Below are 18,647 nucleotides of genomic sequence, written 5' to 3'. Positions count from 1 at the left end.
CCTTGAGTGCTTTTGGGATATTTTTCATATCCTCATAGCTATCAGCATAGTTATGATAGAGCCATCCAAAAATCTGCTTAGCCCTAAATTGTGGTTTAACAATCTCTTGTAACTCTTTTAGTCTAAAATCAAGCAGAGAAGGTCTCATCTTTTTGTAAGCTCCTTGACTCTTTTTTTAACATGTCGGGCTAAAATCTCTTTTGCCTCTTCGTGATTTTTTAAAAAATCATCATGAGCATTTTTGTTAGTATAGTTAGTTATACAAAAGACCCCACCTGCTGGAATATCAAACTCTTGCGCTACCTTTAAAACAGCAAAAAACTCCATATTTTCTATGCCTACTCCTAGTTTTAGAAACTTTTTTGTTAGCTCTTGGCTTGTGGAAATATAGTTTGATGAGTTAACTATAACATCGTGTTTTGTTTTATCTGTGTTAGTAGATATTACATTATCTAAAGGAGTATAAGCGTCATTGCTTAAAAATCCAAGCTCTATATTTGAAGCTGTTTTAGACTCAATGATGTCAAATATTTTATGCTCGCCGTAACTCCCCGCACTTCCTACAAAAAGTAAAAACTCCGGTTTGTCAAAAAGGCAAAGTCTTGTCAAGTTTATTGCAGACTCTATCAGCCCTACTCCCATAGGAGTGGCGAAATCAAAGGTTTCACTGTTTCCTGCACATATAATCATTAGAGTCTTACCGGTATATTGTTGTCATGAAGATACTGTTTTAATTCCATTATGTCTATCTCTTTATAGTGAAATATACTTGCTGCAAGCGCCGCATCAGCACCATAAAGAAAAGCCTCTTTTATATGCTCCATCGTTCCGGCTCCTCCACTTGCAATTACCGGAACATTTACGGCACGGCTTATTAGCTCTGTAATAGTAAGCTCAAATCCAGCTTTTGTCCCGTCTGCATCCATTGAGGTTAGAAGTATTTCGCCGCTTCCGCGATTAACTACCTCTTTTGCCCACTCAAGAGCATCTATGCCGGTATCAACACGACCTCCATTGAGATAAACATTATATCTGTCACCTGTTTTCTTAACGTCTATCGCAGTAACAACGCACTGAGAACCAAATCTTTTTGCAGCCTCATCTATAAGCTCAGGTCTTTTAATAGCAGCCGAATTTACGCTGACTTTGTCACATCCAACATTTAAAAGCTTGTATATATCATCAAGCTTTCTAATTCCACCGCCTACTGTAAGGGGTATAAAAATCTCTCTTGCTACTTCTGCAACAATATCTACAATAGTATCGCGGTTATCACTAGAGGCTGTTATATCTAGAAATACAATTTCATCAGCGCCCTCTTTGTTATATCTCTTTGCAACTTCAACAGGGTCACCTGCATCTTTAAGTCCTACAAAGTTTACACCTTTGACAACACGTCCATCTTTAACATCAAGACATGGAATAATTCTTTTTGCAAAATAGTTCAAAATTATCTACCTTGTGGGTTTTTAATCCCCTTATATAATATAGTGAAATTATACACATAATGCCTTATAATTAGTTTTGATGCCTCTGATGTTTCACATGAAACATCTTTATACAGACTAAATCTTATAATAAATATTATTTAAGTGTATAAATCTGTATAAGGCAACCCCCTAAGTTTTGTCAAATTGTTTGCTATATAACACAAAAAATATTTTTTTTCATTGACATTAAGTAACTGTAAGTAAAATTACTATATGATGTCGGCTAATGAAAGATATTATAGCTAAGAAGAAATTTGGACAAAATTTCTTAAAAGACGAGACAGTTTTACGAAAAATCGTCGAAGCGATGCCCAACAACGACAATAAAATTGTTGAAATTGGTCCTGGCTTAGGTGATTTAACTAAATTTTTAGTAGATGTCAAAAGCGTAGATGCTTTTGAGGTCGATACCGATTTGTGTAAACTGTTACAAAAAAAGTTTGAAAAAGAGATCGCAACCAAGCAACTCCGCATACATTGCGGGGATGTGCTCACTGCTTGGAAGAGTGAACTTATAGATGAGTCGTATGATTTGGTGGCGAATTTGCCATACTATATAGCGACTAACATAATTCTAAAAGCCCTCGCAGATCCAAAATGCAAAAATATACTTGTAATGGTACAGCTTGAAGTAGCAGAGAAATTTTGTGCTAATGAAGGTGACAAGGTATTTGGAGCTTTGAGTGTTATAGCTCAAAGCGCGGGAGAGGCACATTTAATTGTGAAAGTTCCGCCAACTGCATTTGAACCACAGCCAAAAATAGACTCTGCAGTTTTTTTGATACAAAAGCATAGTGATAGATTTGACAAAGATTTTGAGAGCTTGCTAAGAGTTGCATTTACGCAGCCTCGTAAAACTCTTATGAAGAATCTATCTGCTGCTTATGAAAAAACTATACTTCAAGAGGCTTTTTTAGAGCTTAATCTTACACAAACAATTCGTCCTCATCAAGTCTGCACAGATGACTATCACCAACTCTATAAACTAACAAGGAGTTTGGATGGAACAAGAGAATCAGGAAAGCGTTAAAAGCATTTCTCAAGAAAATCGTAAACAGTATAACAACAATAAAAGACACAGTAGTAGGCCAAATAGCCAAAATACCAATAAACAAGCCGGCAGTAATCCTGCAAACGGCAATAAAAGCAAGAGCTCATCAAGAGGTCGCAGACGTCAAAGTACGCCTGTAAATGAGAGTTTAAAAGAGTTTGTCGAGATAAATCAAGAGGCTCATAAGCAAAGACTAAATCCCCACTATAAACTAGACTTAAACTCAAAAGAGAAAATCCGCATAACTCCGCTTGGAGGCCTTGGCGAAATCGGTGGAAATATAACCGTCTTTGAGACAGACAATGAAGCTATACTGATAGATGTAGGGATGAGTTTTCCAGACGAAGATATGCATGGTGTTGATATTTTAGTACCGGACTTTACATATATTCGTGAAATAAGAAATAAAATAAAAGCCGTAATTATTACGCACGCTCATGAGGATCATATCGGTGCTATGCCCTATCTATATAAAGAGATGCAGTTTCCTATATATGGTTCGCCGCTTCCTCTTGCGATGATAGGCAATAAGTTTGATGAGCATCATATAAAAGATTTTAAGCAATATTTTAATCCTATTGAGAAGAGAAAAGTGTATAAGATAGGCGAAGATTTTGAGATAGAGTGGATGCATATGACGCACTCTATTATAGACTCATCTTCACTAGCGGTAACAACAAAAGCCGGAACCGTCATACATACAGGTGACTTCAAGATAGATCACACGCCGGTAGATGGATATACGGCAGACCTGCATAGACTTGCGCATTATGGAGACAAAGGTGTACTATGTCTTTTAAGTGATTCTACAAACTCGTACAACACGCAACCAACGCCATCTGAGCTTAATGTAGCGCCTGCGCTTGATAGAGTATTTGCAAAGGCTGAAGGAAGAGTAATTTTATCTACTTTTAGTTCAAATATTCACCGTGTTTATCAGGCAATACAGTACGGTGTAAAATATGGACGTAAAGTTTGTGTTATAGGTCGTTCAATGGAGAGAAACATTGAAGTAGCTATGCAGTATGACTACATAAGGTTACCAAAAAATATTTTTGTAGAGCCGGAACAAGTAGCACACCTAAATGACAAAGAAGTTCTTATAGTAACAACCGGTTCTCAAGGCGAGCCAAGTTCAGCACTCTTTAGAATGTCAATAGGGGAGCATAGACATATAAAAATCAAGCCGACTGACTTGATTGTTCTATCTTCTCGTCCAATTCCGGGAAATGAGGGTTCAATATCGGGAATGTTAAACCATCTACAACGTGCCGGAGCAAAGATAGCTCAGGATAGAGAGCTGCATGTATCGGGTCACGCTTCTATTGAGGAGCAAAAGTTGATGCTTCGTCTTGTAAATCCTAAGTTCTTTTTACCTATCCATGGTGAGTATAACCATGTTATGAAGCATAAAGAGACAGCCGTTATGTGTGGTGTACCTGAGCGCAACATCTACATCATGAATGATGGTGATACGGTCGAGATAGCTCCTAAGTACATGAGAAAAGTCAAAACCGTAAGAACCGGTAAAACATATATAGATAACCAAAACAACCACAAGATAGATGATGACATCATAATCGATCGTCAGAAGCTAGCTTTAGACGGTATAGTTATGATTATCGCTCAGATTGACGGACAGCACTCTACGATGTTATCTAAGCCGATTGTAACCTCATTTGGTCTTGTTGCAGATAAACAAGATAAGTTTTTTGCCAAAGAGATAGAAGATGTTTTAGAGCATTTCCTTGCAAACATAAAAGAGGGACTTGTTGAGAACCCAAGAGCATTAGAAAATGGTCTTCGTCAGGTCGTTAGAAAACATATCTACAGAAAAATGAAAAAATACCCACTTATCGTTCCACATATTTTTGTGATGTAGATTAATATTTTTGATATGCGGAAGATGTTCCGCATATCGTTACGCTCCTTCGGTACAACTATCCACACTTAGCAAAATTGTTAAATTTTTATTCTACTAAAAAATTTGCCATCATGGAGTGATCTTCATGCTCTAGTATATGGCAGTGATGAACAAATAAGCCCGGTATTGTAAACTTTACTATAATGCGAACAGTCTCCGTTGGCATGACAAGAACGGTATCTTTCCACCCCTTGTCGGTCGGAAAATCTATCTTGCTTGTTCTATCAAGTACTTGAAATTGAACCCCATGCATGTGAAAAGGGTGTGCCATATGTACACTGTTTTTAAGTATCCAAATCTCGGTTGAGTCAAGCTTAACCCTCTCATCGACTCTATGTATATCATAAGGTTTTCTGTTTAAAGTCCAGATACCGCCTTTTATTACCTCCATCGTAATAGTTCTACTGTTTGTAGCATCAGACTCTTTCATTTTGCGGATAGTATTGAGTTTTGCAGGCAAAGCGGATGTGCTGTTTGAGAGTTCCGTGATTTGAAACTTCATAATATCCATTTTCGCATCAAAGCCCGGATAAGCGGTATTTGTTCCAATAATGCTGCCCTCTTTAAACCCCAGAGTTTTTAGCATTACGCTATCACCTACTTTTTTATCTTTAAAATCAACGATGATATCTATGCGCTCTGCTACTGCGATTAAAATATCTTTTACGACTATAGGCTCTTCAAGAAGTCCACCGTCAGTTCCGATTAACGTGAACTCCTCTATGCCCTCAAAGGCAAGTTTGTATACTCTAGCACTTGAGCCGTTTAGAATTCTAAGGCGATATTTTGTGTTTTTAACATTTTTATAGGGGTGTGGAGTCGAGTTTACCATGACAACATCGCCTAAAACTCCGACATTGTCCTGCTTAGTCTCTTTATAGATAAGATTACCCTCTTTGTCAAACCTTCTATCTTGTATGATTAGAGGCAGTTCAAATTCACCAGATGGAAGATTTAATCTCTTCTCGTTTTCATCTTCTACGATGTAAAGACCGGCAAGTCCGTAGTATATCTCCTCTCCGGTTCTGCCGTGCGGATGAGTATGGTACCAGAATGTTCCCGCACTTTGATTGACTCGGTATTTGTACTCTTTTGTCATATTTGTAGCAATAGAGTCCTTTGGATGTCCGTCCATTGTCTCAGGTACTAACAGACCGTGCCAGTGAACGATAGTCGGTTTTTCAAGGCCGTTGGTAAAATCGAGCTCAAAATCATCCCCCTTTTTAATCCGAATTGTAGGATTTGGCAGGTCGCCTTGAAATGTTAAGAGGTCTGTTTTTTTCTCTTTATATAGAGCGGCAAGACTTTTTTGGGCGGTAAATTTTGCTTTTGCAATATGCTCAAAATCAATCTCTTTGGGAATTTTTAGCTCCGAAGTAAAAGATTTAAGCTTATCTTCCGCAATATTTTTTGGAGATTCCTGAAGTGCTTTTTTAGCTTCATCAATTTTGTTATCAAGCCTACTATTTTTCTCAGACCCTTTTTCACAACCGCCTAAAATAGCCGCTGCTGCCGAAAAAGAGAAAGAGTATAAAAAATTTCTCCTATTCATCTTCGCCTCCTAATAAAAAGCTGCTTCAAATAGTATGACAATAATGATGTGAAAAAACACTTAAGATGAAAAGTTAGTTGTGTCGTAAATTTAGTGTTTTAAGACCCCTGCAAACCCCTTTGTGCTAAAATGGCGGTTGATGAGGCTCTTGGCATCGAAGAGTTTTAAGACCCCTGCAAACCCCTTTGTGCTAAAATTATTCTGTACGCATATATCAACTTTTAAAAGTTTTAAGACCCCTGCAAACCCCTTTGTGCTAAAATTGTTTTTCCAAGAGCCTTTTCCAAAAAGATGTTTTAAGACCCCTGCAAACCCCTTTGTGCTAAAATAAAGATACTCTCGATAATAATAAGCAGATGGTTTTAAGACCCCTGCAAACCCCTTTGTGCTAAAATGAATTTGAAGTTTGTATGAAAGGTGTATCAGTTTTAAGACCCCTGCAAACCCCTTTGTGCTAAAATAATCAAGACAAGTATTGTAATGCAGTTGCAGTTTTAAGACCCCTGCAAACCCCTTTGTGCTAAAATGGTTTTAGACGAAGCTCTAGAGGTACGTTTGTTTTAAGACCCCTGCAAACCCCTTTGTGCTAAAATAGAGGTAGCGACTTTAGTGATAGCAACTTTGTTTTAAGACCCCTGCAAACCCCTTTGTGCTAAAATGCTCTGTTTTTGCACTTGTTCGCAGGCTCAGTTTTAAGACCCCTGCAAACCCCTTTGTGCTAAAATCCAATTTGTAAATGTCCTGTACTTACCAGTGTTTTAAGACCCCTGCAAACCCCTTTGTGCTAAAATATATACAGCGACATCCTCAAACCTAACTTTGTTTTAAGACCCCTGCAAACCCCTTTGTGCTAAAATATTGCCATATCTTCAAATGGTTCAAACTGTGTTTTAAGACCCCTGCAAACCCCTTTGTGCTAAAATATGTATTTGTAGAATTAGATAAAGTGTTATGTTTTAAGACCCCTGCAAACCCCTTTGTGCTAAAATAGGGTCTTGCATAGCCCTTTGTAGTGGGGCAAAAGAGAAGATAGCGAGTGATAAAATTTGACTTTTTGTCTTGTTTTTGAGTACAATATCTGTTGTTTTAGCACAAAGGGGTTTGTGTAGCGGGACTTAAAATAATCCTTCGGCTTTATTGTCGTAGGAGATTTTGGAATCATCAAAATAGCAATAGTTGTTTTGGTGCATTCTTTTCATTTTCTTCTTTTGTACCTACGATTATATCCATATTTCCAAACTGCTTATCTGTAAACATTATCATCCTTATACTTCCTTTTGCAATATTTGAAGCTATAAAATCTTTGAGTCTTTTTTTTCCATTTAGAGTTGACTCGTAAGAGTGAAAAGAGCGAATGTATATGGAAAACTGCATCATCATGTACCCTTCTTTTAAAAGTTCACCGCGTAAATAACGATACTTTTTTCTTGCTTTTTTCGTATCGGTCGGCATATCAAACATTACCATTAGCCACATAAATCTATAAGCACTCATCTTCATACTTTTCAAAGTTAATGCTTGGGAGCATTAAACAGGCTATCTCTTTTTGAAGTACACACTTTTGTAGTGATTGGATTGTTGTATCTATTGCTGTTCTTAGATTACTAAGACCTCCGTTTATAGTTGCGTACTCTAAGTTTAAAATATTGACGAATTCTTGTTTCATTTGACTAGTTAGGACCTCATCATCATATTTTAGAAGAGTCAGTTTTACATGTAGATCCACAAAAGCTCTATATGGCTCTATCATGTCGTCTGCAAGATTAAAAGCGTTGAAATAGTTTTGATGATGAATCCCAAAAGATGGCATAAGTCCTGCGTTTGTAAGTGATCTGGCAATCGCACTTCTTACAATGGCATAGCAGTAGTTAAGTGAAGCGTTTCGTACATCATCAGCTCCTTTTTGAACTCTTGCGAAGTTTTCAAAAAGTTCGCTCCAGTAGATTCTTGCTGCTTTTGCTTCTACATTTTCTTCATCATTTGACCTGATACTCTTTGCATACCCGAAGAGAATTTTAGAAGATTTTTCTCTGTTAAAATAGTTTAAAACTGCTGCTTGATTATTGACTTTTGCTTTAACTACTTCTTGCCAAAGCTTTTTTTTAAGTGGCTTTGATATATCTATCTGTGAGTGTACAATTTTTGAAAAAGTAGAGTGTGTGTGAAAGGGGAGGGTAATAGCGTTTAAATTGTACTTTTTATCTACATATAAAACGGCAACATCTGCTTCGGCAAGCTTGGAGATAGCATAGGTAGTGATAGTTGCTCTTGTCGTCTCTATAACAATAGAGGCGATACTATCAAGAGTAACTAAGTTATCTCCATCATCGTTGCTTACGATAAGGTTGTCGTGTTCTATGTGTATCTTGCAAGGTTTTGTTATGAAGATAGAACGCCAGCTCATCATAAAGCCTTGTAGCTCAATATTTTAGCAAAAAGCTCTTTTTCATCATCTAAAACTCTTCCTAAATAGTAAAATCCCAAAACTTTTCCAGTAGCATCTGTTTTGTATTTTTTGATTCCACACATTTTTTTAACAGCAACATAATTGTTATATTGTTTTGGTTGAGCATCTTCTCGGATTGGAAATTTTGGATTTTTTACTTTTAACATTTTGTCCTCTTTTGCATTAATGACAAAAGTTCTTAAAAGCCCAGTTAATTTTAAAAGAACTTCTTTTTTTTCAAATGTATAAATATCTACTAAATCGTTATTATAGATATCAATAAATCTGCCATCATTTTTCTCCAGTAAAATTTTGTCTTTAAAATCTATCCTTTGAGTAAAGAGACGATTTTCAGATTCAGCTTGGCATCTCATAGCTAGCATCGAAGGAGCATTTCCTGCGACCCCATTTCTAATAGGTATTGAAACTTTTTCTCCAACTCTCTTCACTCTTCTTATCTCATTACCGTTTACATCATATAGAGGCTCACTCATGACATCTCGTAGCTTTTTATCAAGCTCGGCTTTCTCATCTTTTGTACTTGCAAAAGCTGATTGGTTTAAGATGTTTACGATGGTATCTCTTTTTTGTGCAAATACTTTTGCTGTGAAATCTTTTGGATTGTCTTGGGCAACTTGGATTTTTTCATAAATCTCTTTGTTGAATTTTTGATAAAACTCGTCAGTACTCATTTTGTGATTCGGCTTGACTTTATCCAGCAGAGAAGCAACAGGTACATAGTAAGCCAGATTTTTTTTAGACTGGATTGTCTCATTATGTGCTTTTGTTCCTATCGGCTTTTTAGAGACCCAAAATGCAGGAGTTTTAAGCGTGCCGTCAAGTACTTTATAAAACGGGTTTTCTTCCATGTTTTGCATGTAACTCTCTCTTATGTGAGCAATTATATGATTTGGGGAGGTTCCTTCTATGAGTGGAACAATCTTTTTAAAGTTCTCTTTTGCATTTTGTTCGGTAAGTTCGTAATTTTTCTCAAAATTTGTAGATATATTTTGCAAGTAAGATTTACTCATTAGTCCCAGAAGAATTGCATCTTCGGCATGATGAAAGTTTGTATCACGGGACTTGTTGTCGACACTTAGTATGCGTCTTAGGTAACTTGTAGCACGCCCAGAGATAGACATCGCTCTTTGATTTTCTTTGAGCCTGTCTGTAAAAGGGTAGTAGCGTTTTAAAATCTCACCCAAAAGTTTTTCAGTATAGCTTGTTGCATGGAGCGATACATCATCTTTTACCTCTTTAAAGGTTTTATCTAAGCTCTCGGCTAAGAGATTTATTTTTTTCTTCATATTTATCTTGTAGCCTTTTTTCAGCTCTTCTACAAAGTTGATGTAAATCTCTCTTTTGTCTCCACTTAAATAATCAAGTGGTAACTTGTTGCCTTTTTTAGCATTTTCATCTTTTAAATCAAGAGCTTTGTTATACTCTGCATTGCTTCCGCCACATGCACGAGGAACAATGTGCTCAATCTCTGTTTTATCACTCAAGACTTCATCAATACTAAGTGGTTTGTGTGAATAGATTCCTAGCTCCCTTTGTTGCTCCCAAAGTTTTAGCTTTAGAAGGTACTCTTTGTTGTTTTGAGGGTTTAATTCCTTTGCTTCAAAATGTTTTTTATATTTTTCGATTAACTCTTGCCACTCCTTTTCATTTCTATCGTTTGCTGCTTTGATATCTCTTTTTACATCATCAGGTTGCGAGAGCTCTCTTGTCGATTCTAGCTTGATAATATCAAAAGATCCATATTTGTCATGCAAGTCGATTATAACCCTAAGTGCCCATGAAACTAGAGATTTTACAACATGGTTAGAGATACGATTTTCATCTATTTCATACTGCAGTTTTCCATCTTTGCTTTGAGGTTTTAGGTATCTAATACCTTTTAGAAAATGGGAGTAATTCTCACTTTTACTAACTCCTAAAATCTCTTTCGCATTACTCTCATTTTTACCTTCTTGTATCAATACAGTTAAATCTTTTAAGGCTTTTATAGAGTAGTTAGATGTTCCACTAACTTTGTTTTTATGCAGAGCAAGTGTAAAGTCTCTTGTTTCATCTTTAGAAAACTCAAGGTTGTATTTTTTAAAAAGTATTTCGATGTTTGTTAAAAGTTTTTCAGGGTTTACATTTAGATGTATCTCTGTTGCAATTGCATCAAAAATTTCCACAACTGATTTTTCTCTCAAAATAGTATTTAAGATGTCATTGTTTAGTTTTTTAAAAGAGGGAAGAAAGTTAAACTTAACAAGAGTGTTCGCTTCTTTTTTTCCTTTAAGCATTTTATACTCTTGAAAATTATTGATTTTTACATATTCATTATCAATTCCTAGTATCTTTTTAAAATCTTTTACACTATAAGAGCTTTTACACTTTAAACTATTTATATCTTCTAAAAGTGCTTCACGCAACTGCTCTTTTTGCTCTAAAGTTGCACTTGCACCGTCAATCTTCAAATCTCCAAGTAACTTATAGAGTTGAAACATATCAAATGAGTATGAAAAAAGAGGTGCAGATATCTCATCTTTGTAGATTAGACATTTATTGATATTTTCTGGATTTAGCGTAACAGCCTCTTGTGGAATGATGATATTTATCACTTCATTAGCAAACTTAGTAGCCAACTCATCACTTTCAAAAAAATCAAACTTTTGTTGAGCTTCTAAGATTTTCTCTATCTCTTTTTTTATATCTTCTCTGCGTATCATGTAGCGATAATTACCATGATTTCTAAAAGTTGGACTCTCTTTTTTAGACTCCAATTCCCAGATAATTTGCGCGGCAGTTTTATCTTTGTGTTTACACTTTAGTGCATCTAGATATGCTAGTGTTTCTGAAAATTTCTCTAAATCTTTTGGCACTTGAATCTCATCGCTCTGGCAATCACCAATTTTTTCTTTTGCTTCAAGCTCGGCTATTAAATCTTCTATTTTTAGTGACTTATATCCTCTATGTTTTGCCATGAATCTAAATATTGCAAATAGCTCATCATTATCAAGTTTTCTCTCGAACGCATCTATTGCTCTTAATTTCCAAATATCGTATCTGTTTTTTTCTTTATAGATAAGATTGTGAGAAGTAAAGAGCTGCTTTATACTTTTAATTCTCTTTTTTTTCTTATCAAGTAGACTTCTAGACTGTTTTTTCTCTCGCCTCTCTTGTTGAGTACCACCATCATGAGGGTTGTCACGCATTACTACACCATAGTCTAAAAGAGAATAACTGTTTTTTTCAAGCTCTTGCATTACAGAATACCCACAAGAAGTAACACCTAAGTCTAAAGATAAAATTTTCATTTTTTACAACCTTTTTCGTTAATAATGTATTTTAGCCAAATTTAAAAATATTTAAAAAAATCATCACATCGTTTTCTCAGCTACTTCTTGATACTCTATCGTTATAAAAACCTTACAAAGGCAGTAAAATTGTCCGATAAGCAAGATACAAAATTTGAAGATGCAGTAAAGACTATGATGTTTCATGTCGGGGAAGACCCGAGTAGAGAGGGGCTTTTAAAGACTCCGCAAAGAGTTAAAAAAGCATATGAGTTTATATTTGGCGGCTATAAAGAGGATCCAAGAGAGATTTTAAAGTCAGCTCTTTTTACAAGCTCAAATGATGAGATGGTTCTTCTAAAAGATATAGAGTTTTACTCTACATGTGAGCATCATCTTCTGCCTATTATTGGGCGTGTTCATGTGGCATACATACCGGATGGTAAGGTAGTGGGTTTGTCAAAAATTCCAAGAGTTGTTAATGTTTTTGCACGTCGTATGCAGATTCAAGAGCAGCTTACAGAGCAGATAGCAGATGCTATTATGGATACAATAGCACCAAAAGGTGTGGCAGTCGTTGTTCAAGCACGACATATGTGTATGGAGATGAGAGGAGTTGAGAAGATAAACTCTACAACGACATCATCGGCTCTGCGTGGTCTGTTTAAAAAGGATGAAAAGACAAGAAGTGAATTTTTCTCTTTGATAAACTCCCCAAACGGCTCTCGTTATTAGGTCTATTAAAAAGCAAGGAGATTTTGATGCCCTTCTCTTCACTAAAAGATAAAATATCAAATAAAAAATACTCGGTTGCTTTTGGCGAAGTTGTTAAGATAAATGCAACGGTAATTACAGCGCGTGGGCTAAAAGTAAGCATAAGCGATATAGTAAAAATTATCTCAAACGAGACAAACCAAGAGACTATAGGCATGGTAACAGAGATAGATGGCGCTACGTTTTTTATTACGCCATTTAGTTTTGTAGAGGGATTTTGTTCCGGCGATAGAGTTTTTTTAGATCAGACAGGTCTAAATATCCCTGTAGGAGAATCTCTGCTTGGGCGCGTAGTAGATCCGTTTATGAGACCCATTGACGGCAAAGGAGTAGTAAACGGCTCTAAGCTAATGCCGATTATAAAACCCCCGATAGCTGCCATGAAGCGTGGAATGATAGATGAGGTCTTTAGCGTAGGGGTAAAGAGTATAGATGGGCTCCTAACATGCGGAAAAGGGCAAAAGCTTGGTATTTTTGCGGGGAGTGGAGTTGGAAAGTCAACATTGATGGGAATGATAGTAAGAGGCTCTAATGCGCCCATAAAAGTTGTCGCACTCATAGGCGAGAGGGGCAGGGAGGTTCCTGAGTTTATTGAGAAGAATCTAGGTGGAAATCTTGAAAATACTGTAATTGTAGTAGCAACCTCAGATGACTCTCCGCTTATGAGAAAGTATGGTGCATTTGCGGCTATGAGCGTTGCTGAATTTTTTAAAGACCAAGGGCTTGATGTTCTTTTTATTATGGATTCGGTTACAAGGTTTGCCATGGCTCAAAGAGAGATAGGTTTAGCACTTGGCGAGCCACCGACCTCAAAGGGTTATCCGCCTTCATCTTTGACGCTTTTGCCTCAGCTTATGGAGCGTGCGGGAAAAGAGGAGGGCAAAGGCTCTATTACGGCATTTTTTACGGTTCTCATTGAGGGGGATGATATGGGTGATCCTATTGCAGATCAGTCACGTTCCATCCTTGATGGGCATATAGTGCTCTCACGCGAACTTACAGACTTTGGTATATATCCACCTGTAAATATACTTAACTCTGCTTCAAGAGTAATGAATGATATTATTTTACAAGAGCATCTAGTGGCTGTTTTGAAGTTTAGAAGGCTTTATACTATTTTAAAAGAGAATGAGATGTTAATTCGCATAGGTGCATATACAAAAGGTACGGATCCTGAGTTGGATGAAGCAATAAGCAAAAAGAGTGATATGGAGAAGTTTCTAATCCAAAATGCGATGCAGACGACTGAATTTAATGATACTATAGAGGAGCTATTGAAGCTTACAGACCCTTCATTATAATCTCACTATGTCTCCAGCTATCTCTTGAGGGTCTGCTCTTTTGAGTCTGCGTAATTGCTAGTTTTAATGAAGAGACTCTCTCAAATTTTTTCATAATATGGTTGATTTCACTATCTAAGCCAAAGATATCTATATATGTATAGATTATTGCTTCTGCACCTTTAAAACTGTTTTTCTCCATCAAGATAGCTACTCTTGTATGAAAACTTACTCTTAGCAAATCTCCTATTTTATTGTTTCTGCTTGATAAGCTAAGAAGCTGACCAAGCTCCTTTTTAATGCCTTTTATATTTCCCTCAAGTGCGTACTCTTCACACTTTTGCATAAGTTTATGCCAATGTTTCTCAAGAAGTATCCCAAGCTCTGTGTTTCTTAGATATTTGTAGATATCTAAAAGCTCATAACAGTTTTTAAAATCACTGTTTTCATAAGCATTTTGAAGCAAGAGGGCATGTTTGCATTTTAGATGTAGCTGCTCTACCCTTTTTGCTATATGTGGAATGTCATCAAGAGCTAGCAGCGCCTCTTTAGCTTTACTTGTCTGAGCAGCTTTGATATCCTCCTCTATCTCAAGAAGAGTCTCTTCTAGTTGCCTATTTAGAGCTATGTAGGTTGGTATCTGTTTAAAGAGTTCATTCTTCTCTATGAGGCTGTTAATAGTTCTAAAGTCTCTCTTTTGTATAGCTTTTAACAACTTTACAAACTCTTTATTTTGAGCGACCAAGAGCTTAATAAGCGGTTTTTTTGAGACTACGGTATTGTACTCTGCTAGTAGCGCTCTTGCTCCGGAGATATTCTCTTGGAGTATGTGTCTTTGCGCGTTTGAGAAAGCGAGCCTAAAGAGTTGCTCCATTTTTTTGTACTGTACGGTACGCTTTAGCGGCTCATATTTAGAGCTCATGGCATAAGCGAGTGCATACTTTTTTTCTAAAAAAAGTGTCTGAAATCGTAGATAGTTTTCAAATGCGTCAAATAGCTCTTTTATTTTGCTCTCTTTTGATTTTATATCTTTGTAAATATCTAGAATTTGCACAGCATGTAATCTGTTTTGATTAACTAATGATACAAGGGCATCTTCATAATCTTTTTCAAACCTATCTTCGAGCATTTTATGCTCATTTGAGCCTTGGAGCATCGGCTCTTTGGCTATGAGTGCAAAAGCTTCCTTTATTAGCTTGTTGGCAATTAAAGATTTTAATTTTGTAATGCCGGGAAGTTCTACATGTACGATTTCATTATCTTGCAGGGCAACGACTAGCGAGTCGCTGTTGATTATATCTACGGATAATATTTTTTTACTAAGCGAAATATATTTGCTATGTGCAATTTTATGCTTTTTTATGTCAATTATTGAAATGGTGTTTGAGTCGCCGCTAACCATTACATAGTCAGGGTTTGGCATTACGATTATATTCTGTATGGATCTTATTGGGGTATCTATGCTTTTGTAGTTGTTCTCATCTAAGAGAGAAACAATATCTACCTTGCCGTTGTCTTTACCACATATCAGTGTCTCTTCATTTAAAAAACATATAGCATTAATTCTGGTTCTATTGTAGGTAATAATATTTTTGTTTACTTGAGTGTAGAGGTCAATTATATATATTGCTCCTCCATAGCCGCTACAAGCAAAATTATTTTTATAAAATGCAAAGGAGCTAACATAGTTTTCACTCTGCTTTGACATAATAGTTCTGTCATGCGGGAAAGAGCAGAGTCTAGAGAGCAGGGAGGATTGATTTATTTTATACTGTAGCACCCTTGCATTTTTAGTTCCGGCTATTATATAGTTTGAAGATAAATCAAAGCTCACAATATCTATATCTTCGCCATGCACCTCAATAGTATTAACTATCTCCTTAGATAGCAACTCTACTATATAGATAACCCTATTATTTACAAAGCAAAATAGTTCAGAGTTTGGGCTAAAGGCAGAGGCAGTTACCGTTGAGTTGAGATACATGTTAGCGATGCTTTTTTTTACCTCGCACTCACCAAAGTCAAATATTTTTATCCCATGAAACTTTGTGCTATAAGCAACCAGAGAATCATTTAAGGCTTTCATTGTTGTAATATCTGATTTTGCTCTTTGGCATCTATATATTTTAGGCATAAATTATTATAAGTAAAAGATGTAGTATTTGAACTGAAATTTTAGGAAAAAAGTAACAATAGAGCCGTTCTTTGACGACTCTACTATTTTAGAAGTCTAGCATCTCAACTTCTGAGTAAGCTTTGATTAGGTGTTTGCCCATTTGACCCTCGTAAGCATCCCATGAGTGATACTCTTTTAGCTTCTCATGAACTTCCGGCTTAATCTCATAGCTAGCTATGCCTTCATCATAAGCTTTTTGAGCACCCTCTAGTACAATTTTTAAGTACTTTAAAAAAGGATCGATAGTTTCGCTTATTTTACCGCTTGACGGTCCATGACCCGGTACATAGAGAGTATATTTTTTAAATCCGTCTTCTTGATTTTTTATTTTTTCAAGAACTTTTATATTTTCAATAATGCTTGAAGATTCATCAAATGCTCCAAAACGGTTTGTAATAAGGTTGTCACCGATAAAAAGAGTATTAGAGTTTGTATGCTCGATTAATATATCAGTATCTGAGTGTCCTTTTGTATAGTGACGCATGATAAATGTTTGACCGTCAACAACAACCGTCTGCTTATTCTCAACACCTTGGTTTGGAAAAGTAAACGGTTTTGTTCCCTCTAAGTTTCCTGATAATCTATCTAAAATACCATACCAAGTTTCGGCAGAATTGTCTTTGACTTGCTCAATCATATATGTTAGTGCATAAATTGGAACTTCAGGATACTTCTCTTTGATGTTTTTGTTTGCAAACCAGTGATCGCCATGTTTGTGAGTATTAAATACGGCAATAATAGGCTTTTTACTTATTTTTTCTATCTCGGCAAGAATTTTTTTACCTACATTATAGTTTCCGCCCGGATCGATTATAATAAGCCCATTTTCACTCTCTATTATTGCAGGATTATTCATAAATCCTTCGTTTTCTTTGCTAGGCTCAGTTTCCGGACCATGCATAACATAAACATTTTGGTGCATTTTCTCAAATTTAAAATCACCTAAACTTCCTAAAGTAAAAGCATTTAGCGATATTGAGAAGAGTATAGCAACTGAAGCTAAAAGAGTAGCTTTTTTCATCTTGTCTCCTATGTTGTTTTGATTTTTTTGCAAGGAATATTATACTTTTTGAAGAGCTAATCCTCCCTAGGGAGGATTAGGTAGTTTTGGCTACGCTCTACCTGAGAGCATACCGTGGATTGTCATTGGTTTAAGTAGATAAACTTTTAACAGCCACATAATCCATCTCTCTTTTGTCGGATCAAGAGGAAATGAAGGAGTCGGCTTTTTGCTCCAGTCAAACTCAGCGAGCATAACGGTACCAAGTCCTGTAATAAGTGGACAAACCGTATATCCGTCATATTTAGCAGTCGGCTCTTTGCCTTCCATTACAGATATTACGTTATCTACAACAACTTTGTACTGCTTACGAGCCGAGCCGCCGGTTTTACCCATCGGTACACCCGCACAGTCACCTACAGCCCATACATTAGGGAAGAAAGATGATTGAAGAGTCTCTTTGTTAACTGTAATCCAACTACCGGCAGAACCAACTTTTGATTTACCGACAACATCAGGTGTTTTTTGCGGAGGAGCAACATGCAAAAAGTCATACTTAAATGTAACAGGCTCGCTAACCTCAACTTCTTTGAAAATTGGATCGCCCATCTCATCTTCAAACTCTTTCTTCTCCATCCACCACTTGTTGAATGTAGCTGTTTTAGCAACAGGATCTATCTCAACTAGGTTATGCTTGTAGTTTGCTATAAAACCTCTCTCTTCAAACTGCTTAACAATAGGAACATTATAATCAGGAATACCAAATAGTGCACCATTATTAGTGTTGAAAGTAAGCTCAACTTTATCACGTACACCTGCTTCTACAAGACGCGCATGTGTTAGATACATAATTTTAAGCGGAGCACCACCACACTTAAAAGGCCCTCTTGGGTTAGAGAAGAGTGCTTGAAGTTTTTCAGGTCCTTTATGCGCTTTTGCTTTGTTTATAAGCTCTTGAATACCTGCCCATGTTGCAACAGCACCATCTTGGAAGTAAAGAGAGTGTACTCCATTTTGGGTAACTACTTTTTTTGTAGCCGCATTATCTTTTCCAGATGATGTAATCTCACCTTCTAAACCTTTAATAGCACCATAGTTAAGGTTAGCACCGGCTGCTATAATTAGTTGATCGTAAGTAACCTCTTGGGCTCCATCAACAACAACTTTATTGTTATCAGGATCTACAGAAGTTACACTCCCTTTAATTAGCTTAACACCGCTTGGAACGAAATCATCTCTTTTGTAGATAATATCATCTATCTCCCAGACACCACTAGCAACCAATGTTTGACCAGGCTGATAAGAGACAGATAAAGGATCAGGCTCAATTACGGTAATATCAGCATTTGAAATAGTATTGTTAAGACGTGCTGCCGTACTCATGCCGGCTAGACCACCACCTAAAATTACTATCTTACCTTTAACATCCGAAGATGCTGATGCTGTTGCAGTACCAATAGTAGCACTTGCTAAAACAGATGCCGCTAATGGTGATACTGTTAAGTATTTTAAAGCCTCACGACGAGACATAATCTCCGGATGCTTATCAACTTCATTTAAAATCTCTTCTAAGATCTCATTCTTTCTCATGATTTTCCTTTTTTGTGATAAAGTTATCAATTTTACATCTTTGCGCCTTAAGGGAGTTTTAAAATATACTATAT

General features: G+C 36.5%; 13 protein-coding genes, 1 pseudogene and 1 CRISPR repeat array. Of the genes and pseudogenes, 4 read left to right on the top strand and 10 right to left on the bottom strand.

Translation table 11 applies throughout. From position 1 onward, the window contains the following. The 3 genes and pseudogenes from M0Q20_RS11040 to hisF form a co-directional block, all read right to left on the bottom strand. Positions 1–148 (bottom strand): annotated as a pseudogene (locus M0Q20_RS11040) (23S rRNA (adenine(2503)-C(2))-methyltransferase RlmN); the annotation flags it as partial. Then, positions 145–690, bottom strand: coding sequence for a purine-nucleoside phosphorylase (locus M0Q20_RS06535; RefSeq protein WP_295059552.1), 546 nt, complete (start codon positions 688–690; stop codon positions 145–147). The gene M0Q20_RS06535 and the pseudogene M0Q20_RS11040, both read right to left, overlap by 4 nt. Then, positions 690–1,448 (bottom strand): imidazole glycerol phosphate synthase subunit HisF, encoded by a 759-nt coding sequence (hisF, locus tag M0Q20_RS06530; RefSeq protein WP_295059550.1) that lies wholly within the window; start codon positions 1,446–1,448, stop codon positions 690–692. Before hisF ends, M0Q20_RS06535 begins: the two co-directional genes overlap by 1 nt. A gap of 268 nt (positions 1,449–1,716) precedes the next feature. Here hisF and rsmA point away from each other — a divergent pair, with 268 nt between their 5' ends. Both rsmA and M0Q20_RS06520 read left to right on the top strand, forming a co-directional pair. Next, entirely contained in the window at positions 1,717–2,520 is an 804-nt protein-coding gene (gene rsmA / locus M0Q20_RS06525) for a 16S rRNA (adenine(1518)-N(6)/adenine(1519)-N(6))-dimethyltransferase RsmA (protein WP_295059546.1), read from the top strand. Further along, positions 2,492–4,423 (top strand): ribonuclease J, encoded by a 1,932-nt coding sequence (locus M0Q20_RS06520; RefSeq protein ID WP_295059543.1) that lies wholly within the window; start codon positions 2,492–2,494, stop codon positions 4,421–4,423. Before rsmA ends, M0Q20_RS06520 begins: the two co-directional genes overlap by 29 nt. Before the next feature lie 88 nt (positions 4,424–4,511). Here the strand turns inward: M0Q20_RS06520 and M0Q20_RS06515 are convergent, their stop codons facing one another. The 4 genes from M0Q20_RS06515 to cas9 all read right to left on the bottom strand — a co-directional run bounded on the left by M0Q20_RS06515 (position 4,512) and on the right by cas9 (position 11,774). After that, positions 4,512–6,017, bottom strand: coding sequence for a multicopper oxidase family protein (locus M0Q20_RS06515; protein WP_295059540.1), 1,506 nt, complete (start codon positions 6,015–6,017; stop codon positions 4,512–4,514). A gap of 95 nt (positions 6,018–6,112) precedes the next feature. After that, positions 6,113–7,007: a CRISPR direct-repeat array (repeat unit 36 nt; unit sequence GTTTTAAGACCCCTGCAAACCCCTTTGTGCTAAAAT). Between the two features lie 171 nt (positions 7,008–7,178). Then, complete coding sequence (gene cas2, locus M0Q20_RS06510) at positions 7,179–7,511, bottom strand: CRISPR-associated endonuclease Cas2 (protein WP_021287771.1); 333 nt, start codon at positions 7,509–7,511, stop codon at positions 7,179–7,181. Next, on the bottom strand, positions 7,498–8,421 hold the full coding sequence (gene cas1, locus M0Q20_RS06505) for a type II CRISPR-associated endonuclease Cas1 (protein WP_295059538.1): 924 nt from the start codon (positions 8,419–8,421) through the stop codon (positions 7,498–7,500). The genes cas2 and cas1 overlap by 14 nt, the downstream gene beginning before the upstream one ends. Further along, positions 8,421–11,774 carry a type II CRISPR RNA-guided endonuclease Cas9 gene (gene cas9, locus M0Q20_RS06500; RefSeq protein WP_295059535.1) on the bottom strand — a complete coding sequence of 1,118 codons (3,354 nt, stop codon included), beginning with the start codon at positions 11,772–11,774 and terminating at the stop codon, positions 8,421–8,423. Before cas9 ends, cas1 begins: the two co-directional genes overlap by 1 nt. A gap of 129 nt (positions 11,775–11,903) precedes the next feature. Here cas9 and folE point away from each other — a divergent pair, with 129 nt between their 5' ends. Together folE and fliI are read left to right on the top strand one after the other, a co-directional pair. After that, positions 11,904–12,488: a GTP cyclohydrolase I FolE gene (gene folE / locus M0Q20_RS06495; protein WP_295059532.1), complete on the top strand. Its 585-nt coding sequence runs from the start codon at positions 11,904–11,906 to the stop codon at positions 12,486–12,488. 26 nt (positions 12,489–12,514) lie between these two features. After that, a complete protein-coding gene (gene fliI / locus M0Q20_RS06490; RefSeq protein ID WP_295059529.1) occupies positions 12,515–13,828 on the top strand; it encodes a flagellar protein export ATPase FliI in 1,314 nt (437 codons plus the stop codon). Here the strand turns inward: fliI and M0Q20_RS06485 are convergent. From M0Q20_RS06485 to M0Q20_RS06475, 3 genes are all read right to left on the bottom strand, one after another. Beyond that, a complete protein-coding gene (locus M0Q20_RS06485; RefSeq protein ID WP_295059527.1) occupies positions 13,809–15,941 on the bottom strand; it encodes a WD40 repeat domain-containing protein in 2,133 nt (710 codons plus the stop codon). The two genes, fliI and M0Q20_RS06485, sit on opposite strands and share 20 nt — an antisense overlap. Positions 15,942–16,029: 88 nt before the next feature. Beyond that, positions 16,030–17,004, bottom strand: coding sequence for an MBL fold metallo-hydrolase (locus tag M0Q20_RS06480; RefSeq protein ID WP_295059524.1), 975 nt, complete (start codon positions 17,002–17,004; stop codon positions 16,030–16,032). Between the two features lie 90 nt (positions 17,005–17,094). Then, positions 17,095–18,573: an FAD/NAD(P)-binding oxidoreductase gene (locus tag M0Q20_RS06475; RefSeq protein ID WP_295059521.1), complete on the bottom strand. Its 1,479-nt coding sequence runs from the start codon at positions 18,571–18,573 to the stop codon at positions 17,095–17,097. Between the last annotated feature and the right edge of the window lie 74 nt (positions 18,574–18,647).

It is taken from the genome of Sulfurimonas sp. (genome assembly GCF_023229025.1).
In the GTDB taxonomy this organism is placed as follows: domain Bacteria; phylum Campylobacterota; class Campylobacteria; order Campylobacterales; family Sulfurimonadaceae; genus Sulfurimonas.
Note: the sequence above shows the minus strand (reverse complement) of the source record. Positions and strands in the feature narration are given on the sequence as shown.